12 protein-coding genes are annotated in these 18,805 nt (G+C 65.7%); 7 read left to right on the top strand and 5 right to left on the bottom strand.

Features of this window, described 5'->3' with window-relative positions; all coding sequences use genetic code 11:
- Positions 1 to 104: 104 nt before the first annotated feature.
- The 4 genes from ACQ4WY_RS22350 to fdhD all read left to right on the top strand — a co-directional run bounded on the left by ACQ4WY_RS22350 (position 105) and on the right by fdhD (position 4,475).
- Positions 105 to 1,187: a calcium:cation antiporter gene (locus tag ACQ4WY_RS22350; RefSeq protein WP_353657758.1), complete on the top strand. Its 1,083-nt coding sequence runs from the start codon at positions 105 to 107 to the stop codon at positions 1,185 to 1,187.
- 164 nt (positions 1,188 to 1,351) lie between these two features.
- On the top strand, positions 1,352 to 2,809 hold the full coding sequence (locus ACQ4WY_RS22345; protein ID WP_436506098.1) for a Ppx/GppA phosphatase family protein: 1,458 nt from the start codon (positions 1,352 to 1,354) through the stop codon (positions 2,807 to 2,809).
- Positions 2,810 to 2,902: 93 nt separating this feature from the next.
- The gene (locus ACQ4WY_RS22340) at positions 2,903 to 3,580 is read left to right on the top strand and encodes a hypothetical protein (RefSeq protein WP_436505958.1); all 678 of its coding nucleotides are present in this window, start codon (positions 2,903 to 2,905) and stop codon (positions 3,578 to 3,580) included.
- Positions 3,581 to 3,647: 67 nt separating this feature from the next.
- The gene (fdhD, locus tag ACQ4WY_RS22335; protein WP_436505957.1) at positions 3,648 to 4,475 is read left to right on the top strand and encodes a formate dehydrogenase accessory sulfurtransferase FdhD; all 828 of its coding nucleotides are present in this window, start codon (positions 3,648 to 3,650) and stop codon (positions 4,473 to 4,475) included.
- Here the strand turns inward: fdhD and ACQ4WY_RS22330 are convergent.
- Positions 4,472 to 6,775 (bottom strand): FdhF/YdeP family oxidoreductase, encoded by a 2,304-nt coding sequence (locus ACQ4WY_RS22330; protein ID WP_436506097.1) that lies wholly within the window; start codon positions 6,773 to 6,775, stop codon positions 4,472 to 4,474. The two genes, fdhD and ACQ4WY_RS22330, sit on opposite strands and share 4 nt — an antisense overlap.
- A gap of 144 nt (positions 6,776 to 6,919) precedes the next feature.
- Here ACQ4WY_RS22330 and ACQ4WY_RS22325 point away from each other — a divergent pair, with 144 nt between their 5' ends.
- Positions 6,920 to 7,681 carry a GNAT family N-acetyltransferase gene (locus ACQ4WY_RS22325; RefSeq protein WP_034786047.1) on the top strand — a complete coding sequence of 254 codons (762 nt, stop codon included), beginning with the start codon at positions 6,920 to 6,922 and terminating at the stop codon, positions 7,679 to 7,681.
- On the opposite strand, the gene ACQ4WY_RS22320 is transcribed toward ACQ4WY_RS22325, so the two are convergent.
- The 3 genes from ACQ4WY_RS22320 to ACQ4WY_RS22310 all read right to left on the bottom strand — a co-directional run bounded on the left by ACQ4WY_RS22320 (position 7,614) and on the right by ACQ4WY_RS22310 (position 14,526).
- Entirely contained in the window at positions 7,614 to 13,076 is a 5,463-nt protein-coding gene (locus tag ACQ4WY_RS22320; protein ID WP_436505956.1) for a DUF7379 domain-containing protein, read from the bottom strand. The two genes, ACQ4WY_RS22325 and ACQ4WY_RS22320, sit on opposite strands and share 68 nt — an antisense overlap.
- A gap of 291 nt (positions 13,077 to 13,367) precedes the next feature.
- Complete coding sequence (locus tag ACQ4WY_RS22315; protein ID WP_151094451.1) at positions 13,368 to 13,655, bottom strand: hypothetical protein; 288 nt, start codon at positions 13,653 to 13,655, stop codon at positions 13,368 to 13,370.
- Positions 13,656 to 13,833: 178 nt separating this feature from the next.
- Positions 13,834 to 14,526: an ABC transporter ATP-binding protein gene (locus tag ACQ4WY_RS22310; RefSeq protein WP_034757401.1), complete on the bottom strand. Its 693-nt coding sequence runs from the start codon at positions 14,524 to 14,526 to the stop codon at positions 13,834 to 13,836.
- A gap of 322 nt (positions 14,527 to 14,848) precedes the next feature.
- Here ACQ4WY_RS22310 and egtD point away from each other — a divergent pair, with 322 nt between their 5' ends.
- Both egtD and egtB read left to right on the top strand, forming a co-directional pair.
- Positions 14,849 to 15,841: an L-histidine N(alpha)-methyltransferase gene (gene egtD / locus ACQ4WY_RS22305; protein WP_436505955.1), complete on the top strand. Its 993-nt coding sequence runs from the start codon at positions 14,849 to 14,851 to the stop codon at positions 15,839 to 15,841.
- A 9-nt stretch (positions 15,842 to 15,850) separates the two neighbouring features.
- Entirely contained in the window at positions 15,851 to 17,095 is a 1,245-nt protein-coding gene (gene egtB, locus ACQ4WY_RS22300) for an ergothioneine biosynthesis protein EgtB (protein ID WP_436505954.1), read from the top strand.
- Position 17,096: 1 nt separating this feature from the next.
- Here egtB and ACQ4WY_RS22295 read toward each other — a convergent pair whose 3' ends face one another.
- Positions 17,097 to 18,701: a methyl-accepting chemotaxis protein gene (locus ACQ4WY_RS22295; protein WP_436505953.1), complete on the bottom strand. Its 1,605-nt coding sequence runs from the start codon at positions 18,699 to 18,701 to the stop codon at positions 17,097 to 17,099.
- Positions 18,702 to 18,805: the final 104 nt, after the last annotated feature.

The raw sequence follows: 18,805 nt of genomic DNA, 5'->3' as shown, positions 1-18,805 counted from the left end.
CCTAACTTTCATTTAAGCTAAGCAAGTTATGCTATGGAGCGCACGCCAGGCTCGCCTTTGCTGTCCGCACCGCACCCCTCTTTTTTACTCTTGCCAGGCCCATAATGAAAATGCTCAAATCCCTGCCTGTATGGCCGCTTGCCGCCCCGCTTGCCGGCTGGTTGTTCCTCTTCGGTTCCACCTTTAATGTCGGCGGCGCCTACCAGATATTGCTGGTGGCTGGCCTGATCGGCAGCGTGCTGGCCGCCGTGTACCACGCAGAAGTGGTGGCGCACCGCATCGGCGAACCGTATGGCACCCTGGTGCTGGCATTGGCCGTGACCCTGATCGAGGTGGCATTGATCGTCTCGCTGATGCTGGCCGGCGGTCCGGAAACGACGGGCCTGGCGCGCGACACCGTGTTTGCCGCCATCATGATCATTTTGAACGGCATCGTCGGCATTTGCCTGCTGCTGGGCGCCGGGCGCCACCGCGAGCAGACCTTCGGCCTGCTGGGCGTGAGCGCTTCGCTGGCCACCCTGGCGGCCATCGCCGTTCTGACCCTGGTGCTGCCGAACTACACTTCGAGCGCCGCCGGCCCCTTCTACAATTCCAGCCAGCTGATCTTCATTGCTGTGATCTCGCTGGTCCTGTACGGCACCTTTGTACTGGTACAGACGGTGCGCCACCGCGATTACTTCCTGCCCAAGGAAGCCGTCGGCGATGAAGAAGTGCATGCGGCGCCACCGACGCCCACCGTCGCCTGGGTCAGCGCCGGCGCGCTGCTGGTATGCCTGGGCGCCGTGGTGTTGCTGGCCAAGTCGCTGGCGCCCGCGCTGGAGACGGCGATTGCCGCCATGGGCGCGCCGAAAACCCTGGTCGGCATCGTCATCGCCGCCATCGTGCTGCTGCCCGAAGGCCTGGCCGCCGTGCGCGCCGCGCGCGCCAACCGTTTGCAAACGAGTCTGAACCTGGCGCTCGGCTCCGCGCTGGCCAGCATCGGCCTGACGATTCCCGCCGTGGTGGTGGTGTCGCTGGCCACGGGCCTGACGATCACACTGGGACTCGATATCAAGTCGACAGTGCTGTTGCTGCTGTCGCTGATGGTGGCTACCCTGTCGCTGGGCACGGGCCGCACCACGGTCATGCAGGGCACGGTGCACCTGGTGATTTTTGCGGTCTATTTGTTTACCACCATCGTGCCTTAAACGTCGCCGCCGCGCGACTTCTTGTCACAATCCTGTCACGCCGCTGTCATACGATGGGGGTAGTGTGGTAGGATTTTTAAATCGTTTAAATGATTTATATAGTTTAGCAACTGTGTTTGCCAACTTTTTCAGTTGGCACAGTAATGACAAGACAAGAGGCCAGTATGTATGCAGCGGTGGACCTGGGGTCCAACAGTTTTCGTTTACACGTCGGCAAGCATGATGGCGACACGATCCGCGTGGTCAAGAGCGTGCGCGACCCGATACGTCTGGCCGCCGGCCTGGACGCCAATGGCGACCTGACCGAGGCGGCCATGCAGGCGGCGCTGGCCTGCTTGCAGCGCTTTCGCGCTATCCTCGCCGGCTTTGAACTCGATGCCGTGCGCGTGGTGGCCACGTCGGCCATGCGCGTGGCGCGCAACGGCGCCGTCTTCCTGCCGCTGGCCGAGCAAGCCATCGGCCATCCGATCGAGATCATCTCGGGCGAGGAAGAGGGGCGTTTGATCTACATGGGCGTGGCCAATGCGCTGGCCATTCCCGGCGAACGCCGGCTGGTGATGGATATCGGCGGCGGTTCGACCGAACTGATACTGGGGCGCGGCAACGATATCGAAAGGGTCGAGTCCTTCAGCCTGGGCACCGTCAAGCAAAGCCTGTCGTTCTTCATCGGCGGGCGCATCGACGCGCCGTCGTTCGAAGCGGCCATCCTGTCGGCGCGCAGCCATTTCGAGGATGCCGCGCCACCGTACCGCCCGCAGCACTGGAAGACGGCCTACGGCTCTTCCGGCACCATCCGCACGATCGCCGACATCATCACCCGCAACAAGCTGGGCGACGGCTTGCTCACGAGCGCCAGCCTCGATGCGCTGGCGCGCCGCTTCATTGAACTCGGTCACACCAGCCGCATCGACATGCCCGGCTTGCGCCCCGACCGCGCCAGCACCATCGTCGGCGGCCTGGCCATCTTGATCGGCTTGTTCCGCGAACTGGCCATTCCCGTCATGACGCCGATCGAGGCGGGCTTGCGCATGGGTGTGATGTGGGATTTGTACCTGCGTTCGACCAAGCGCGACCGCCGCGAGCAGTCGGTGCAGGGGTGCATGGAGAAATTCCATATCGACCAGCAGCGCGCCGGCCGGGTGGCCGAGCAGGCACTGGCCATGTATGCGCAGCTCAAGCCCACGTCCGACGCCCTGGTGAAATGCCTGCGCTGGAGCAGCATGCTGCACGAAGTGGGCCTGGCCGTGTCGCAGACGGGCTACCACAAGCACGCCTCCTACATCGTGGAAAACGCGGACTTGCCCGGCTTTACCACGCGCGAACAGAAGACCATGAGCCGGCTGATCCTGGCGCAGAAGGGGAACTTGCGCAAGATCGGCGAAGTGCTGTCGGATCCCGATTTCGCCAAGGCCGTGCTGGCGTTGCGCCTGTCGATTTTGCTCATGCATGCGCGCATCGAGGCCGATTTCAGCGAGCTGCGCCTGCGCATGAAGAGCCGCATCGAGCTCGATATCAAGCGCGGCTGGGTGGCGCACCATCCCACCGTGTCGTTCTGGATCGAGAAGGAGCAGGAATTCTGGGACGAGGTCGGGGTCGATTTCACCATCCGCGCCAGCGCCTAGGAGGTCATGCTGTGCGCATGACTTGATGTGCAGCAAGCAAGATTTTAAAAAACAGTATATATTGTTTATATTATTTATTAGATTGGAAAATCCATGACCAAAATCGTCCCAGCGAAAAAAGCCGACAGCGCGCCCGTATCGATGTTCCCCACCAGCGCCTCGATCAACGCGGCAGCGGCCGCCAAACCAGCCGCGAAGCCGGCAGCCAAGCCGGTGGCCAAAGCCGCCGTCAAGCCAGTGGCCGCCAAGCCCGTCGCAGCGAAACCTGCCGCGGCCAAGCCTGCCGTTGCTAAACCTGTCGCCGCCAAGCCTGCGGCCAAGGCCGTCGTGGCCAAACCTGTCGCCAAGGCCGCTGCCAAGCCTGCCGCCAAGCCGGTCGCCAAGGCGGAGGTCAAAGCCGTTGCCAAGCCTGCGTCCAAGGTTGCTGCGAAGCCTGCCGCCAAGGCCGCAGCCAAGCCGGCAGCGAAAACCGCCGTCAAACCGGTAGCCAAGCCGGCGCCAGCGAAAAAAGCGCCGGTCGCCAAGGCCGCCGCCGTCAAGGAAAAAGCCCGCAAGCCGAAACTGGTGCGCGACAGCTTCACCATGCCGGAAGCGGAATACGAAGTCCTGGGCCAGGTGAAAAAAGCCTGCCTGAAGGCCGGTTTCGAGATCAAGAAAAGCGAATTGCTGCGCATAGGCGTGGCGCTGATCAGCCAGATCGACCTGGCCACCCTGCAAAACGTGCTGGCCGGCTTGCCGCAGCTGAAAACGGGCCGTCCTAAGAAGGATTGATGGCGCGGGCAGGGGCCGCCCCTGCCTGTCCATTCTGGTTTACCATGGGGCCTGTGATAGTTCCCCCATGGTTGCCATGTCAGAAGATACAGATATTGAACGCGCCGGCTTCGTCGAGCGCGCCATCGTCCGCCACCAGGCGGGCCAGTCCACCGATGCCATCGACCACGTTGCCGAGGAAATCCCCGTCGCGCTGGTCTTCAATGGCATTTCCCACGTCGTCATGATGGCCACCCCGCGCGACCTGGAAGCGTTTGCCTATGGCTTCGCGTTGACGGAAGGCGTGGTCGCTTCCGCCGGCGCCATCTTCGATTGCGAAGTGTTCCTGCGTCCGGATGCCGCCGAAGTGGCTTTGAGCATCGCCCAGGAAGACTTCGTGCGCCTGAAGGACCGGCGCCGCCAGCTGACGGGTCGCACGGGTTGCGGCGTGTGCGGTATCGACAGCATCGACATGCTCGACTTGCGGCCGGCAGCGCTGCCGCCGGCACTGATCCACGTCGACCTGCCGGCTGCGCTGGCGCGCGCCTCCGCCGGCTTGCGCGAACACCAGGCGTTGATGCGGGAAACGGGTGGCGTCCACGCAGCCGCGTGGTGCACGCCCGACGGCGATATCGTGCACGTATTCGAGGATGTCGGCCGGCACAATGGCCTGGACAAACTGATCGGCCACCTCGCGCTGCACGATATCGATATGCGGCGCGGCTTCGTCTTCCTGTCCAGTCGCGGCAGCTACGAGCTGGCGCGCAAGGCGGCGCGCATGCAGGTTCCGCTGCTGGCGACGATTTCCGCCCCCAGTTCGCTGGCCATTTCCATCGCCACGCAGGCGGGCATGAAGCTGGTGGGCTTTTGCCGCCAGGATGCGTACGTCGATTACACGCCCGGGATCAGTATTTAAGCTGCACTGCGCTGCAGCAGCACGGGCACGGATTTCGACGTCGGCGTGCCGGCGCCGTCCGCCGTGCTGGCCAGCGGCACCAGCGCGTTCGTCTCCGGGTAATACGCGCCCAGGCAGCCGCGCGGGATATCGTAGGCCACCAGCCGGAAACCATCGGCACGGCGCGCCACGCCATCGTCCCAGGCACTAATCATATCTACCAGCTCGCCATCGGCAAAACCCAGCATGGCGATATCTTCCTTGTTGGCGAAGACCACCTTGCGCGTGCCGTACACGCCGCGGTAGCGGTCATCCATGCCATAGATGGTGGTGTTGTACTGGTCGTGCGAGCGCGTGCTCATCAGGACCATCAGGCGCTCGCCGTGGCGCGCGCGGGCGCGGTGCAACGGCGTGTCGAGGTCCAGCGCGGCGACGAGGAAGCAGGCCTTGCCGCTGGCCGTCTTCCACACGCGTTCGCGCGAGGCCACCGTCAGATGAAAGCCGCCCGGCTGCGCCACCCTGGCGTTGTAGTCATGAAAGTCGTCAAACACCTTCTCGATGTCGTCGCGGATGCGCGCATAGTCGGCTGCATACGCGCGCCAGTCCACCAGGCTGCTGCCGACCGTCGCTTCGGCCATGCCGGCCACGATGGCCACTTCCGAGCGCAACTGCGGCGAAGCGGGCGCATTGCGTCCGTACGAGATATGTACCATGCTCATCGAGTCTTCCACCGTCACGCCCTGCGCCACGCCGTGCTGCAGGTCGATCTCCGTGCGTCCCAGGGTGGGCAGCAGCAAGGCTTCCTTGCCGATGACCAGGTGGCTGCGATTGAGCTTGGTGGCCACCTGCACCGTCAGCGCGCACTGGCGCAACGCGGCAAAGGTCAGCGGCGTGTCGGGCGTGGCGGCGGCGAAATTGCCGCCCAGCGCAATGAAGACCTTGACGTCGCCGCGCTGCATGGCTTCGATGGTGGCCACCACGTCGTGGCCGTGCGCGCGCGGCGGCGCAAATCCATACACCTGGCCCAGGCGGTCGAGGAAGGCGTTGGTGGGCTTTTCCTCGATGCCCACCGTGCGGTCGCCCTGCACGTTCGAGTGGCCGCGCACGGGACACAAGCCGGCGCCCGGCTTGCCGATCTGGCCGCGCAGCAGCATCAGGTTCGACAGCATGCGGATGGCCGCCACGCTGTGCTTGTGCTGCGTCAGGCCCATGCCCCAGGTGGCGATGATGCGCTGGCCCTTGACGAAGATGTCCGTCAGCGCCTCGATCTGCGCGCGCGCCACGCCCGACTCCCGTACCAGCAGCTCCCAGCTTTCCCCGCGCAGGTCGTCGCGGAAGGTGTCGAAGCCGCTGCAGTGTTCAACGATGAAAGCATGGTCGATGACGGCCGGGGCGCCGGCCGCCTGCGCCGCATCGTCATGTTCGACGACGCGCTTGGCGACGGCCTTGATCAGGGCGAAGTCGCCGCCCAGGGTGGGCTGGACGAACAGGCCGGCCAGGCGCGTGCTGCCCAGGGTCGCCATTTCCAGCGCGCTTTGCGGGTCCATGAAGCGCTGCAGGCCCCGTTCGCGCAGGGGATTGATGGAAACGATGCTGCCGCCGCGGCGCGCGCAGTCGCGCAGTTCGCCCAGCATGCGCGGGTGGTTGGTGGCGGGATTCTGGCCGAAGATGAGGATGGTGTCGGCCAGTTCGAAGTCGGCCAAGGTCACCGTGCCCTTGCCGATGCCCACGGTGGCCGGCAAGCCGCGGCTGGTCGCCTCGTGGCACATGTTCGAGCAGTCGGGGAAGTTGTTGGTGCCGTACAGGCGCGCCATCAGCTGGTACAAAAAGGCGGCCTCGTTGCTGGCCCGTCCCGACGTGTAAAACGCGGCCTGGTTCGGATCCGGCAGGGCGCGCAGGTGGCGGCCCACGAGGGCGCAGGCGTCGTCCCAGGAGATCGGCACATAGCGGTCGCTGGCAGCGTCGTACACCATCGGTTCGGTCAGGCGGCCGTGCTGTTCCAGCGCGTAGTCCGATTGTTCCAGCAACTGTGTGACGGTATGGCTGGCAAACAGTTCCGGGCCGGCGCGGCGGCTGGTCGCTTCGGCGGCGACGGCCTTGGCGCCGTTTTCGCAAAAGGCAAACGTGGAAGCGTGGTTGCGGTCGGGCCAGGCGCAGCCGGGGCAATCGAAACCGTCCGGCTGATTTTGCGCCAGCAGCGCTTTCAGATTGCCGGGCGCGACCCGCTCCTGGCGCAGGCTGATGGCCACGTGTTTCAGGGCATCCCAGCCGGCGGCCGGCTTGGTGTAGGGCGTGATGTGCGTTGCGTCCTGGTCTTTCATCATGTCTTTCGGCGGGGCGAGTGTGGTAATTATGCACGATCCCCGCATGGCATTGACTTGCGTCATGGAAATGACATTCGGCTGTCATTTTCCTGACATATTAGGCAAGTACGCTGGAGTCGTCTTGATCACAGGGATGAAACCATGCAGAACATAATCGCATCAAACGAAGCCAAGGCCCGGCCGGTTCAACTGGTGCTGAGCCAGGCCACTACCGCGGCGGAAGTGCGTGAAGTCCAGCGTTTGCGCTACAAGGTGTTTATCGAAACCATGGGCCTGACGTCGCTGGCCAACGCCGATGGCCTCGACAGCGATGAATTCGACGCGCACTGCGATCACCTGATCGTGCGCGACGCCGATACCCTGAAAGTGGTGGGCACCTACCGCGTGCTGAGCGCGGCCAAGGCGGCCAAGATCGGCCGGCTGTATTCGGAAAACGAATTCGACCTGAGCCGCCTGAAGAACCTGCGCGGCCGCATGGTCGAAGCGGGCCGCGCCTGCATCCATCCGAAATACCGGGGCGGCAGCGTGATCATGCTGCTGTGGTCCGGCCTGGCCGAGTACATGCGCCGCGAGCGCTGCGACTACCTGGTCGGCTGCGCCAGCATCAGCCTGGCCGATGGCGGCCATAACGCCGTCGCCGTGTACCAGGCGCTGGCCGAAAAGCACATGGCCCCAAGCGAGTACCGCGTCACGCCGCACCTGCCTTTCCCCATTCACCAGGTGGAAGCGGCGCACAAGCCGCAGGTGCCGCCGCTGATCAAGGGCTACCTGCGTTCGGGCGCGTGGATTTGCGGCGAACCGGCGTGGGATCCTGATTTCGAAAGCGCCGACATGTTCATGATGATGCCGCTGGCGAATCTGGACGAGCGTTATGCGCGCCATTACGGGGTGGTGCCTGGCTGATAGCGGGAAGTGAGGACTGCAGCTGGCTGGCCAGCGCCTGCACGGCGCTGCGCAAGCCGGTGTCCGCGCTGTCGGGCGGCAGCAGTTCGAGCAGGAAGCGCAGCGGTGCCGTGATCGCCTCGGGTTCGCCGATGCTGCCGTGGCGCCGCACGGCGTCGTGGTACAGGGCCAGGAAAGCGGTGCGCGCGGGCGCGTCGAAGGGCTGGCCGTCCGGCACCTGCCACAGGGCCGCCAGCAGGGCGGCGCGCACGGGGGCGCCGGCGTCGATGGCGCGGTGTTCGTCCGCGTGGCGCTGGCGCGCATAGGCGATGGCGTCGTGCAGCAAGTCGCCCAGCTGCGGATCGAGCGCGCGCCAGGCGCCGCTGTCGCCATGGGCTTTCAATAGCAGGGCGCCCGCCAGCACCTGGAAAATCAGGTCGCAGTCGGCCACGCCGCTGCGCCGCCGCGCTTCTTCCAGCGCGGCCAGGCAGGCGTCCGTCATGGCGCGCAGGGCCGGCGCGCCGGAATGTCCTTCGCCGCAAGCCAGGCGCGCCTGCAAGGCCCAGTAGCGTCCCAGCAGGGCCAGGCGCTGCGCCGTGGGCGCCAGCGCCACCAGCAGGTCGATATGCTGTTTTCCGTCCTGCAGCAACTGCCGTCCCTGCGCCCTATCCGGCACGGCAGGCACCTCGATGCCGGCGCCCGCATCGAGGCCGCACAGGGCCGCGCCCTGGCGTATTTCCAGTTCCGCCCAGTGCGCCAGCGCGCGCAAGCCCACCTTGCCGTCGGCCGCGCTGTGCGCCGCCCGGTAGTGTTCGATGGCGCGCAGGGTGTTCTCCAGGCCACCGAGGCCGGCCCGCGTGGCGGCCATGTTTTCGCGGATGTCGGCGCAGCCGAAGAAGCGCGCGCGGACGGCTTCCTCGATGCTGCCCAGCTTTTCCTCGATGGCCGCGCGGCGCGCAGGATCGGCGCCCGCCAGGCGTGCATGCAGGGTTTCCAGGTCGGCCTGCAGGTGGCCGTGGTAGTGGTAGTCGGGCGCTTGCCAGGGCCGGCTCTGGGTGTTCGGAAAGCGGTAGCGGTCGTCGCCATACGCCTGGTAGGCGCCCCAGGTATTCGAGGCCGGGAACTGCAGATACGCCGCTTCGCGCGCCAGGCGCACGGCGTCGCCGAAGTATTCGCCGCTCAGCATGGCGTGATAAAAGCTGTGCGCGAAGATGCTGGCCGCCTGGTCGTCGATGCGCCAGCCGGCCGCGATCACCGCCTGCGAACCCATTTCAACGAAGGCCGTGGCCAGGCTGGCGGCCAGTTTCGACCACGGCGCGATGGCGTCCGGACGCATGTCGCCCAGGTGGCAGCAATTGATGAAGACGAATTGCGGCACGCGTTTGAGCTTGCCCACCTGCGCCGCCGTCAGCCGCGTCTTCGGTCCCAGCACCAGGCCCGTATGGGCGATGCCGGGGCCGGCCACTTCACCGTGGCCGGCCAGATGGATGGCGAAGTAGCGCTCGTCGAACAGGTGCACCAGCACGCGCTGCGCCTGCGGGCGCAGCAGCTCGCGCACCTGGTAGCCGTACGCGCCGAACATGCGCGCCACGTCCTGCGCCTCGGCCTGCGCGGCGGGCAGTTCGGGCAGGCCGGAATCGGTGTCGCCGATCACCAGCACGCTGTTGTTGGGCGGGCTGACGGCGGATGGCTGCTCGCGCAGGCTGGCCAGCTGGCGCACCATGCCGATGCGCGTCGACAGCGGGCTTTCCTCGCTGCCCGCCTCGTCGCGCATCAGCTCCCACGGATAAATGGCGGCGCTCTGGTCGACGGCCAGGATCAGGCCGCGCATCTCGGGGATGGCCGCCTTCAGGCCATTGGGCAGCATCAGTTCGTACAGGGCGCGCGACAGGCCTGGCTGGTCGGTGGTGTTGTCGGTGGCGTCCATGATCAGGCCATCGACGGCTTGCCGCTGGTTCGGCTCCTCGTCGACGCTGTTGTGGGCGCGGTCCGTCAGCACGGTGAAGCGCAGGGCGCCGGAGAGATCGGCGGCGACGATCTGCACGCGGCGCCAGCCATTGTCGCCGCTCAGGTTGGGCAGGATGCGCCGGTAGCCGCCCGGGCTGTGGCGGATGCGCCGCTCGAACGTGAAAGTGCCCTGGTAGCGCGCCTCGGCCATGATCTGTTCGATGGCCACGGCGGCGGCGATGGCGCGCGCCTCCGACTGTTCGTATATGGCGATATGGCCGATGCGGCAAGCCATGCCCGCGTCTTCCAGGCGCCGGTTGGCGCTGCGTGCGCCGTCGATCAGGGCCCGCACGCACAGGGCGATGCTCAAGCCGCCGTAGCCGGAACCGGACAGCAGGCTGGCCACGCGCAAACCGTGTTCGCCCATCGGCGGCGCGGCCACATGGCCGGCGGCGTGTACCTGCAGGCACACGCACGCGTATTCGAGCAGGCCGCCGGCAAAGGCGCGCGCCAGTTCGCCCGGCGTCAGTTCGCCCAGCGCGCCCAGGCCGATGACGATGGCGCCGCCGGGCCGGCGCGCCGCATCGGGCTGCAGCACCACGAGGGCAGAGTCGGGGCGCTGCGGAAAGCGTCCCAGCGCGTGGATTTCCTGCAGCTTGCCGGCCAGCAGGCGGTCCAGGAAGCTCATACTGCCGCGCAGCGATTCGGACGCGTAGCAGCCGCTCATGACGGGCGCGTCGGCCGAAGCCATGCTGCCGTGGATGACGGATAGGCTCAGCTGCGGCGCGCGGCTGTCCGGCGTGCTGGCGGGGCCGGCGGCGCCGATGGCCGCGTCGAGCAATTCCTGCGGCTGCGGGTACAGCGGCATGGCGTCGGGGGCGCACGGATGGAAGCGTGGCGGGGCGCCGCCAGGCGCGTGCGGCGGGTGCTGCGGCAGGTTGGCGCCCTGGCCGTTGTCGAGCAGCTGCGCGATGGCCGGGTAGGTTTCCTTTTGCAGCAGCAGGTCGCCATGCGCCACCGGCAGGTAGCAGGCCGCCACGCCGTCCGGCACCGCGCCTTGCCAGGCCGTGCGGCCATCGCCGTCCGGCGACCAGGCTGTCTCGATGCCGCCGTCGCGCAGGCGCAGCGCCACCGGCGTGTCGGCACAGCCGGCCAGGTAGCTGCAATGGCGCGCGTCGAGCGGGGCCGCTTCCAGCAAGGCCACGGTGGCGCGCGCCGCCGCCAGCGCCTGGGTCTCTGGCGCCTGCCAGCCGCCGGGCAGGCCAGCTTGCCCGTCACCGGCGGCCAGCTGCGCCCAGGCGTCGGCGTCGAAATAATCGATGCGGCCCGCCTGCGGCCATGGCAGCATGTCCAGCACGCCGGGAAAGGCGCGCACGAAGCCGAGAAACTGGCGCCGCGTGTGCTTCCAGCCTATCCAGCAAGCCAGCATCTGCACCAGCCGGTCGCGTCCCAGCAGCACTTGTACCATCGCCTGCGTGCCACGGTTGGCCGTGCCCACCTGCAGCAGGCGGCTGCCGGGCAGGGCGCCGAAGCGTTGCCAGCGGTCTTTCAGGGCCAGGCGCGCCACCAGTCCGCCCATGCCGTGGGCAACGATGCGCAAGGGGAGTCCGCGCTGTTCGGCGTCGCGCATGGCGTCGTCGAGCACGGGCAGGAAGGCGTTGCTGGAGTGCTGCAGCGAGAGGCGCCAGTCATAGGTAAAGGGGCGCACTTCCTGGTTTTGCGCGAGAAAGCGGGCAAACGGTTCATAGCAGGATTCGATCCAGCCGGCGCTGACGATGTGCGGCTGGCCGACGGCCAGGCGTTCGATGCGTCCTTCGACCAGGTTGACGGGATCGAACCAGATGCGGTTGCTGCCCACTTGCAGGTGGCTGCCCATGATGTCGGGCAGCAGCAGCACGATGGGCGCGCGCGCGCGCCGTTTCGGCACTTCGCCGCCGCGCGCCAGCGGGCCGTGCTCGATGCCGGGCAGTGGCTGGTAGGCGGTTTCGTTGCCGGTGAGCGCCTGCACGGCGGCCAGGCTGGACGGCGCGCGCTCGAAGTAGTTCAGGTGGTGCGTGTGCGGCCCGCGCAGCAGCAGTTGCCGCACCGGCATGCTGCGCGTGGCGCCGCCGGCCATCGAGGCGCAATTGACCACCAGGTCGTTCTGCCCGCCATAGAGCTGGTCGCCCAGGCAGTCGCCCAGCCAGCCCAGCAGGCTATCGCCGCTGCACGCGCCGGCCAGCACATGCAGCGGGCTGGCCACGCGCACGTCGGGCGCGTTGAGCAGCGCCACCAGGGGCGAGTCGGGCATCATCGCTTCCAGGCCCGGCAGGATGCGCGCGTCGCAGCGCTGCTGCACCACGGCCAGCAGGAAGGCCATGGCGCCATCGGAAACGCCGCCGTGGAGCAGCAGGTTGAACATCACGCTGGCCCAGCGGTCGAGCCGGCCCGACATCAAGGTGGTGCCGCGCGCCGGACAGGCCACGCGCACAAAGCGGGCGATGCGGATGGCGCGCGTCTTCAGCTCCACGCCCAGTTCGCGCAGGCGCGCCGCATCCTCGTCGTAGCCGCCGCGTCCGCCCAGCCGCGCCTGCGCCGTGTAGTGCTCGATATCGTGGCTGTTGAACGCTTCGCCGCCCACGGTGTTTTCGCTCAATCGCTCCAGGCCGTCGCCGGCCAGGTCGACGGCGCCGCGGCTGTCGATGCGCTGCGCCCGCGCCAGCAATTCGCCCACCAGGCCGCCGCGCGAATGGGTTAGCAGGTGCAGCACGGCGCCGTGCGGCAGCTGGCGCACGAGGGCCAGCGCGTTCTCGATGGGGCTGTCGCTGAGGCTGCGGTGCTCATAGCCGTAGATGCGGTTGCCGTACTGCGCCACCAGTTGCGGCGCCAGGCCATTGCGCCACAGGCCGGCAAAGCTGCGCTGGGTCGACGAGGCCGTGCCGTGCAACAGCAGCAGCACCGGTTCCGGCCCGGCGGGCAGGCTGGCGACGGCCGTCATGCTGCCCGCTTCGATGCCGCAGCGATACAGGCCCAGGCGCTGTTCCAGCTGGCGGTCCTGGAAGACGCCCGCCGCCGCCAGTGCCGTCATGGCGGCGGCGCCGCAGCGGTACACGCGCACGGCCCGCAGCATCCAGGCGCCCAGGCCGTCGCGGCTGGCGCCGGGCGGCTGGCGCGCCGCCTGCGGGCGCAAGGCCATTCCCACGTCGATGCTGGTGGGCGCGCCGTCGCGTGCCATCGTGGCCGGACCCAGGTAGCGTGGCAGGTCCAAGCTGCCTGCCAGCAGCGAACTGCCGTCGCACAGCAGCAGTTGCACCACATCGGCCGGGCCGATATCGAGGGCGATGCGGCAGCTGCCGATGCCGCGCGCGCTGGACAGCACATGGGTCTGGCCATGCCAGCCGGACGCGGTGGGGTAGTCGCCGGCGCTGGCGAGGGGATCGCGCGTGAGCGTCAGGCGCAGCACGGGCGGCGCAAGAGGATCGCTGGACATGCGGTTGAGATCACAGGTTAAAAGCTGACCTTGATGCCTGCGCCGACTGTGCGTGTTGTGTCAGATCAAGTTTGAGTGGAAATGCTGGCTGGCGGGAGCAATGCGGAGTGAAAGCAGGGAGGCGGTAGCGCTGGAGCGGGAGGGCAGAGAAACGGTCAGCATGGTTTGGGCTGGGTCTCTTCGCTATCGTGCTCGGATGTTGTGCGGTGAGCGAACTACGCGAATTGTAGGGCAAAAGTTCATGGCGCCGGGAACCTGGGTACCTGGCATGGCATTACAACAGCGGGTAAGTCAATGGACTGGCGTGGTGGACAGTTCCTTCAGTTCGCGGATGGTGATATCCGATTTTTCATGCATGCGCAATAAAATCGTTGCACCGACCGCCAGTTTGCCGTGACGAATCTTGCTGATGATGGGGGGCTGGACTTCCAGCACACGGCACAGTTCCGCATCATTTTTCAGGTTCATCTTCTCGATCAGGGTATCGAGCAGCTTGTTGGGCACAAAACTCGATGGTTCGAGCGCACGCGCCCGGTTCATCGCTTCAATCATTTCCAGCTTCTTTTGCCGAACGTTCATTTACTCCTCCTTCAGGTTATGCAAGGGACGAGACCACATAAGCGGTCCCGGCTATAGTTCGTCATCGCAGTACGGCTGTCTGGGTGACGTGACAACATTCGAGTTGCAACATTGATAACCAAGCAAGTGTTTTCAATAATACTACGATAACAAAACTTGTGACAGATGGTCAGTTAAATTAACTGATTGTTTGATCAATTTGATTGACGATTGTTGTATTTTGTAAGCCGCTTTTCGTCAGGATCATGGTTCTGTCCGCCATTTCGGCGGCGGCCAGCGAATGCGTCACCATGATCGCGCAACTGCCGTTGGCCTTGATTTCGGCGCGCAGCAATTGCAGGATGCTGTGCGCCGTATCCGGGTCGAGGTTGCCGGTAGGCTCATCGGCCAGCACCAGCGCCGGCTTGTGCACGAGCGCGCGGGCAATGGCCACGCGCTGCATTTCGCCGCCGGACAATTGCTGCGGAAAGTCGCCGCCGCGTCCGCCCAGGCCGACCGCCTCGAGCATGCTGGCAGCACGCTCCTGGGGCAGTCCGTTGAGCAGCAGCGGCAGGGCCACGTTTTGCAGCAGGGTCAGGTGCGGCAAGACGTGGAAGGCCTGGAAAATAAAGCCCATGCGGGCGCGACGCAGCCGGGTGGCGGCGGCGTCATCGAGGCTGGACATGGCTATGCCGTCCACCAGGATAGGGTGCGCTTCGGCACCCGCATCGGGCGTATCGAGGCCGGCGATCAGGTTCAGCAAGGTCGACTTGCCCACGCCCGAGTCGCCCATGATGGCGATGAATTCGCCGGCCTTGAAACGGCAGGAAATGTTGGCCAGCACGGGACGGGCATTGGCATAGGACTTCGACAGATGGCGCAATTCGAGCATGGTGTTAACGGCTATCGTAAAGGGAGGCACGCGGGGGAGAGGGGGGCCTGGGAACTGCAAAGGGGCGCGGATTGTTTGGCCGGCAATGTGTAGTATACGACAGGCTTATGCTTTTTGCTTGGTAATACCACTTTTGTGTGGTTCCTGCGTCGAGCGGCGTGCATCGACCTTAAGTTACCTGCCGCACGGCTGGCTTGCGCGGATTCCGCTATGATGGAAAAAAGTCATCGCAAGGCACCCGCAAACCGCTACGGCAGGGGCGGCGCGCCCGGTGGCTGACCGTGCAAGCCCTTCGTGAACCCAATATCGACGACGCCAGCCCATGACCATGCCACTTGCGCAACAGCAGTCCGATTTCCGCCCCGCCAGCCACGCCAGCGGGGCCAGCGCCACTCCTGCCACGATAGCCGAGATCAGCAGCGGCCTGCTGGCGCGCGATGCCTGGACTTCGCCCAAGTACCTGTACGACGCGCTGGGTTCTACACTGTTCGAGGCCATCTGCGCCTTGCCCGAGTACTATCCGACGCGCACGGAAGCGGCGATCTTCGCCCGCCACGGCGCCGAAATCGCGCACGCCGTGGGACCGGGCAGCACCCTGATCGACCTGGGCGCGGGCAATTGCGCCAAGGCCGCCAGCCTGTTTCCCTTGCTGCACCCGGCCCAGTATGTGGCCGTGGATATTTCCTATGATTTCCTCAGTGAATCGCTGAACCGGCTGCAGCAGCGCTTTCCGCACATCGAAATGACGGGCCTGGGCCTGGATTTCTCCAGCCGCCTGGACTTGCCCGACAGCGTGCGCGAGGCGCGGCGCCTGTTCTTCTATCCTGGCTCGTCGATCGGCAATTTTGCGCCCGAGCAAGCCATCGCCTTCCTGCGCCGTCTGCGCGCGAATGCGGATGGCGATGGCGGCCTGCTGATCGGTGTCGACCTGATCAAGGATGACGCCATCCTCGACGCCGCCTATGACGACGCGCTGGGCGTCACGGCTGCCTTTAACCTGAACATGTTGCGCCACGTGAATGGGCTGATCGGCGCCGACTTCGACGTGCGCGCGTGGCAGCACCACGGCTTTTTCAATGCCGATGAGCGCCGCGTCGAGATGCACCTGGAAGCGCGCAGCGAGCAAGTTGTCCATTGGAAAGGCGGCCAGCGGCGCTTCGCGAAAGGCGAGCGCATCCATACGGAAGACAGCTATAAATACACGCGCGCAAGCTTCGTCGGCTTGCTGGAGCAGGCAGGCTTTTCCACCGTGCAAGTCTGGACGGACCCGCAGCAGTGGTTCGCCGTTATCTATGCGCGCGCTATCAGAGACTAAAAGGCGACGATGCTGATCGATCATTACAATAAAGTGCGCCAGCATTCGCTGCTGCTGGCCGAACCCCTGTCGGACGAGGATTGCGGTGCGCAATCGATGCCGGACGCCAGTCCCGTGAAATGGCATCTCGCGCATACCACCTGGTTTTTCGAAACGTTTATCCTGGAAAGCATGGAGGCGGCGTTCGCGCCGTTTCACCCGGCCTTCCGCGTGCTGTTCAATTCCTATTACAACGGCGTGGGCGAGAAGCATCCGCGCGCCCAGCGGGGCTTGCTGACGCGCCCCGGCATGGCTGTCGTGCGCGCCTACCGGATGGATGTCGATGCGCGCATCGGCCGCCTGCTGGCGAGTGAACTGGCGCGCGACGAGCGCGAACGGCTGACCATGCTGCTGGCGCTGGGCCTAGAACACGAACAGCAGCACCAGGAATTGCTGTTGACGGACGTCAAGCACCTGCTGGCGCAGAGCGCCCTGTTTCCCGCTTACATGGACAGTGCGCGGGACAGCGCGGCGCCGCCAGCGCAGCAAGCCGCGCAGTCCACGGCCTGGCTCGCCTTCAACGGCGGCCTGGCGCAGATCGGCCATGCGGGCGATGGCTTTTGCTTCGACAATGAATTGCCGCGCCATCCGCAATACGTGGCGCCGTTCGAACTGGCCAGCGCGCTGGTGACGAATGGCGACTATCTCGCCTTCATCGAGGCGGGCGGCTACCGCACGGCGCATTTGTGGCTGGCCGAAGGCTGGGACTGGGTGCGCAGCCAGCAGCTGGAATGTCCGCTGTACTGGCAGCGCGACGAGGCGGGGCGCTGGCAGGAATTCACCTTGTTTGGCTTGCATCCACTCGACTTGCAGGCGCCGGCCACGCATTTGTCGCTGTTCGAGGCGGACGCCTATGCGCACTGGGCTGGCGCGCGCCTGCCGACGGAAGCGGAATGGGAAGTGGCGGCGCAAGGCGTCGCAGTGGAGCTTGGTCAGCTGCATCCGGCGGCCAGCGCGCCGGGAACGGGACTGCGGCAAATGTTCGGCCACTGCTGGCAGTGGACCAGCAGCAGCTACGCGCCGTATCCCGGCTACCGCACGGCGCCCGGGGCGCTCGGCGAATACAACGGCAAGTTCATGCTGAACCAGTATGTGCTGCGCGGCTCGTCGTGCGCCACGCCGGCCGGCCATGCGCGCGCCAGCTACCGCAATTTCTTCCCGGCCGGCGCGCGTTGGCAATTTTCCGGCATCCGCCTGGCGCGCCAGGTGGAATAACTTAGTGTAGGCGCGGGACGGCGGGTGCGTCAGGGCGGGGCGGCGCCTTGGCGACAGTGTTCTTTTCCAGCTTGAACTGGCTGACGAGGGTTTCCAGTTCGCCCGCCTGTTCATGCATGGCTGCCGCAGCCGCGGCCGCTTCCTCGACCAGAGCCGCGTTTTGCTGCGTCGTCTGGTCCATCTGCATGATGGCTGCATTGATCTGCTCGATGCCTTCGCTCTGCTCGTGGTTGGCGACGCTGATTTCACCGACGATGGCGCTGACCCGGCCCACGCTGGCCACCACTTCATCCATCGTGGCGCCCGCCTGGCTGACCAGCTGCGCACCTTGTCCCACGCGGTTGACGGAGTCGGCAATGAGTTCCTTGATTTCCTTGGCGGCCGCAGCCGAGCGTTGCGCCAGGTTGCGCACTTCGGACGCCACCACGGCAAAGCCGCGGCCTTGCTCGCCGGCACGTGCCGCTTCCACGGCCGCGTTCAGGGCCAGGATATTTGTCTGGAAGGCGATGCCGTCGATGACGGCGATGATGTCGACGATCTTGCGCGAAGAGGCATTGATGGCATCCATGGTGCCGATCACTTCCGCCATGGCTGTGCCGCCGCGCTGCGCGATGTTTGATGCCGAGCGGGCCAGGCTGTCGGCTTGACGCGCATTGTCGCTGTTGCTGCGCACGGTGCCAGTCAATTCGATCATCGACGAGGCCGTCTCTTCCAGCGCGCTGGCTTGCGCTTCCGTGCGGGCCGACAGGTCGGCATTGCCGCTGGCGATCTGGCTCGACGCCACGGCAATCGTGCCCGTGCCGCCGCGCACCTGGCCCACCAGGGTGGCCAGGTTGGTGTTCATGTCGCGCAGCGCTTGCAGCAGCTGGCCCGTTTCATCCTTGCCATCGGCCACGATTTTACTACTCAGGTCGCCTGCGGCCACGGCTTGCGCCACGCGCAAGGCATAGGCGATGGGCGTGGTGATCGAGCGCGTGACCCGCCAGGCAAAGAGCACCCCCAGCAGCAGCGCGGCCGTGCCCAGGCTGGCCATCAGCACATTCGCCGCGGAAATATTCTGCTGGATTTGCTGGCCGCCGTGCACGACAACTGCGCGCTGGATTTCGTTCAGGTGGTTCACCGTTTTTTGCAACTGATTCAGGGCAGGCAAGGTATCGTCGCGCACATGTACGGCCGCTTCGGCGCGCTGTCCCGCCACCAGCAGCTTGTCGGCCTGGCTGAACGAGACCACATAGGCCTTGCGCTGCTGTTTCAGGGTGGCCAGCAGTTCCTTGCCTTCAGGCAGCACGATCAGGCGGTCGAGGATGGCCAGCGCATCGCTGATGGTGGCCTTGTTGGCATCGATTTCGCCGTGGATGGCGTTGGCGCGGGCCGGATCTTCATGGATGAACAGCTCCAGCACCAGTGCCGCGTTCGAACGGGTGGTGCTGCGGATGGTGGCGATGGCGTCGGCCTTGGCCCAGTCTTTCTCGATGATGGCTTCGCTGAGCGCGCCGATCTTGTCCAGCCGGAAAAGGCCCGTGCCAACCAGCACTGCCATCAACAGCAGCACCACGCCAAAACCGGCGCCCAGGCGCGCGCCTATCTTCATATCCGTCAATTTCATACTGATTCCCTCGGTAGCTAATGATCTGTCTCCGGTGGTCTTGTTATGAAACGATTATACGGTCGGCGATACCTGATTTGCACTACTAATTGCCTAACAGAAAT

The sequence above is a fragment of the Janthinobacterium salmonicoloratum genome, assembly GCF_051380845.1.
Lineage (GTDB): Bacteria > Pseudomonadota > Gammaproteobacteria > Burkholderiales > Burkholderiaceae_D > Janthinobacterium > Janthinobacterium lividum_F.
This window is presented reverse-complemented; position numbering and strand designations above follow the sequence as displayed.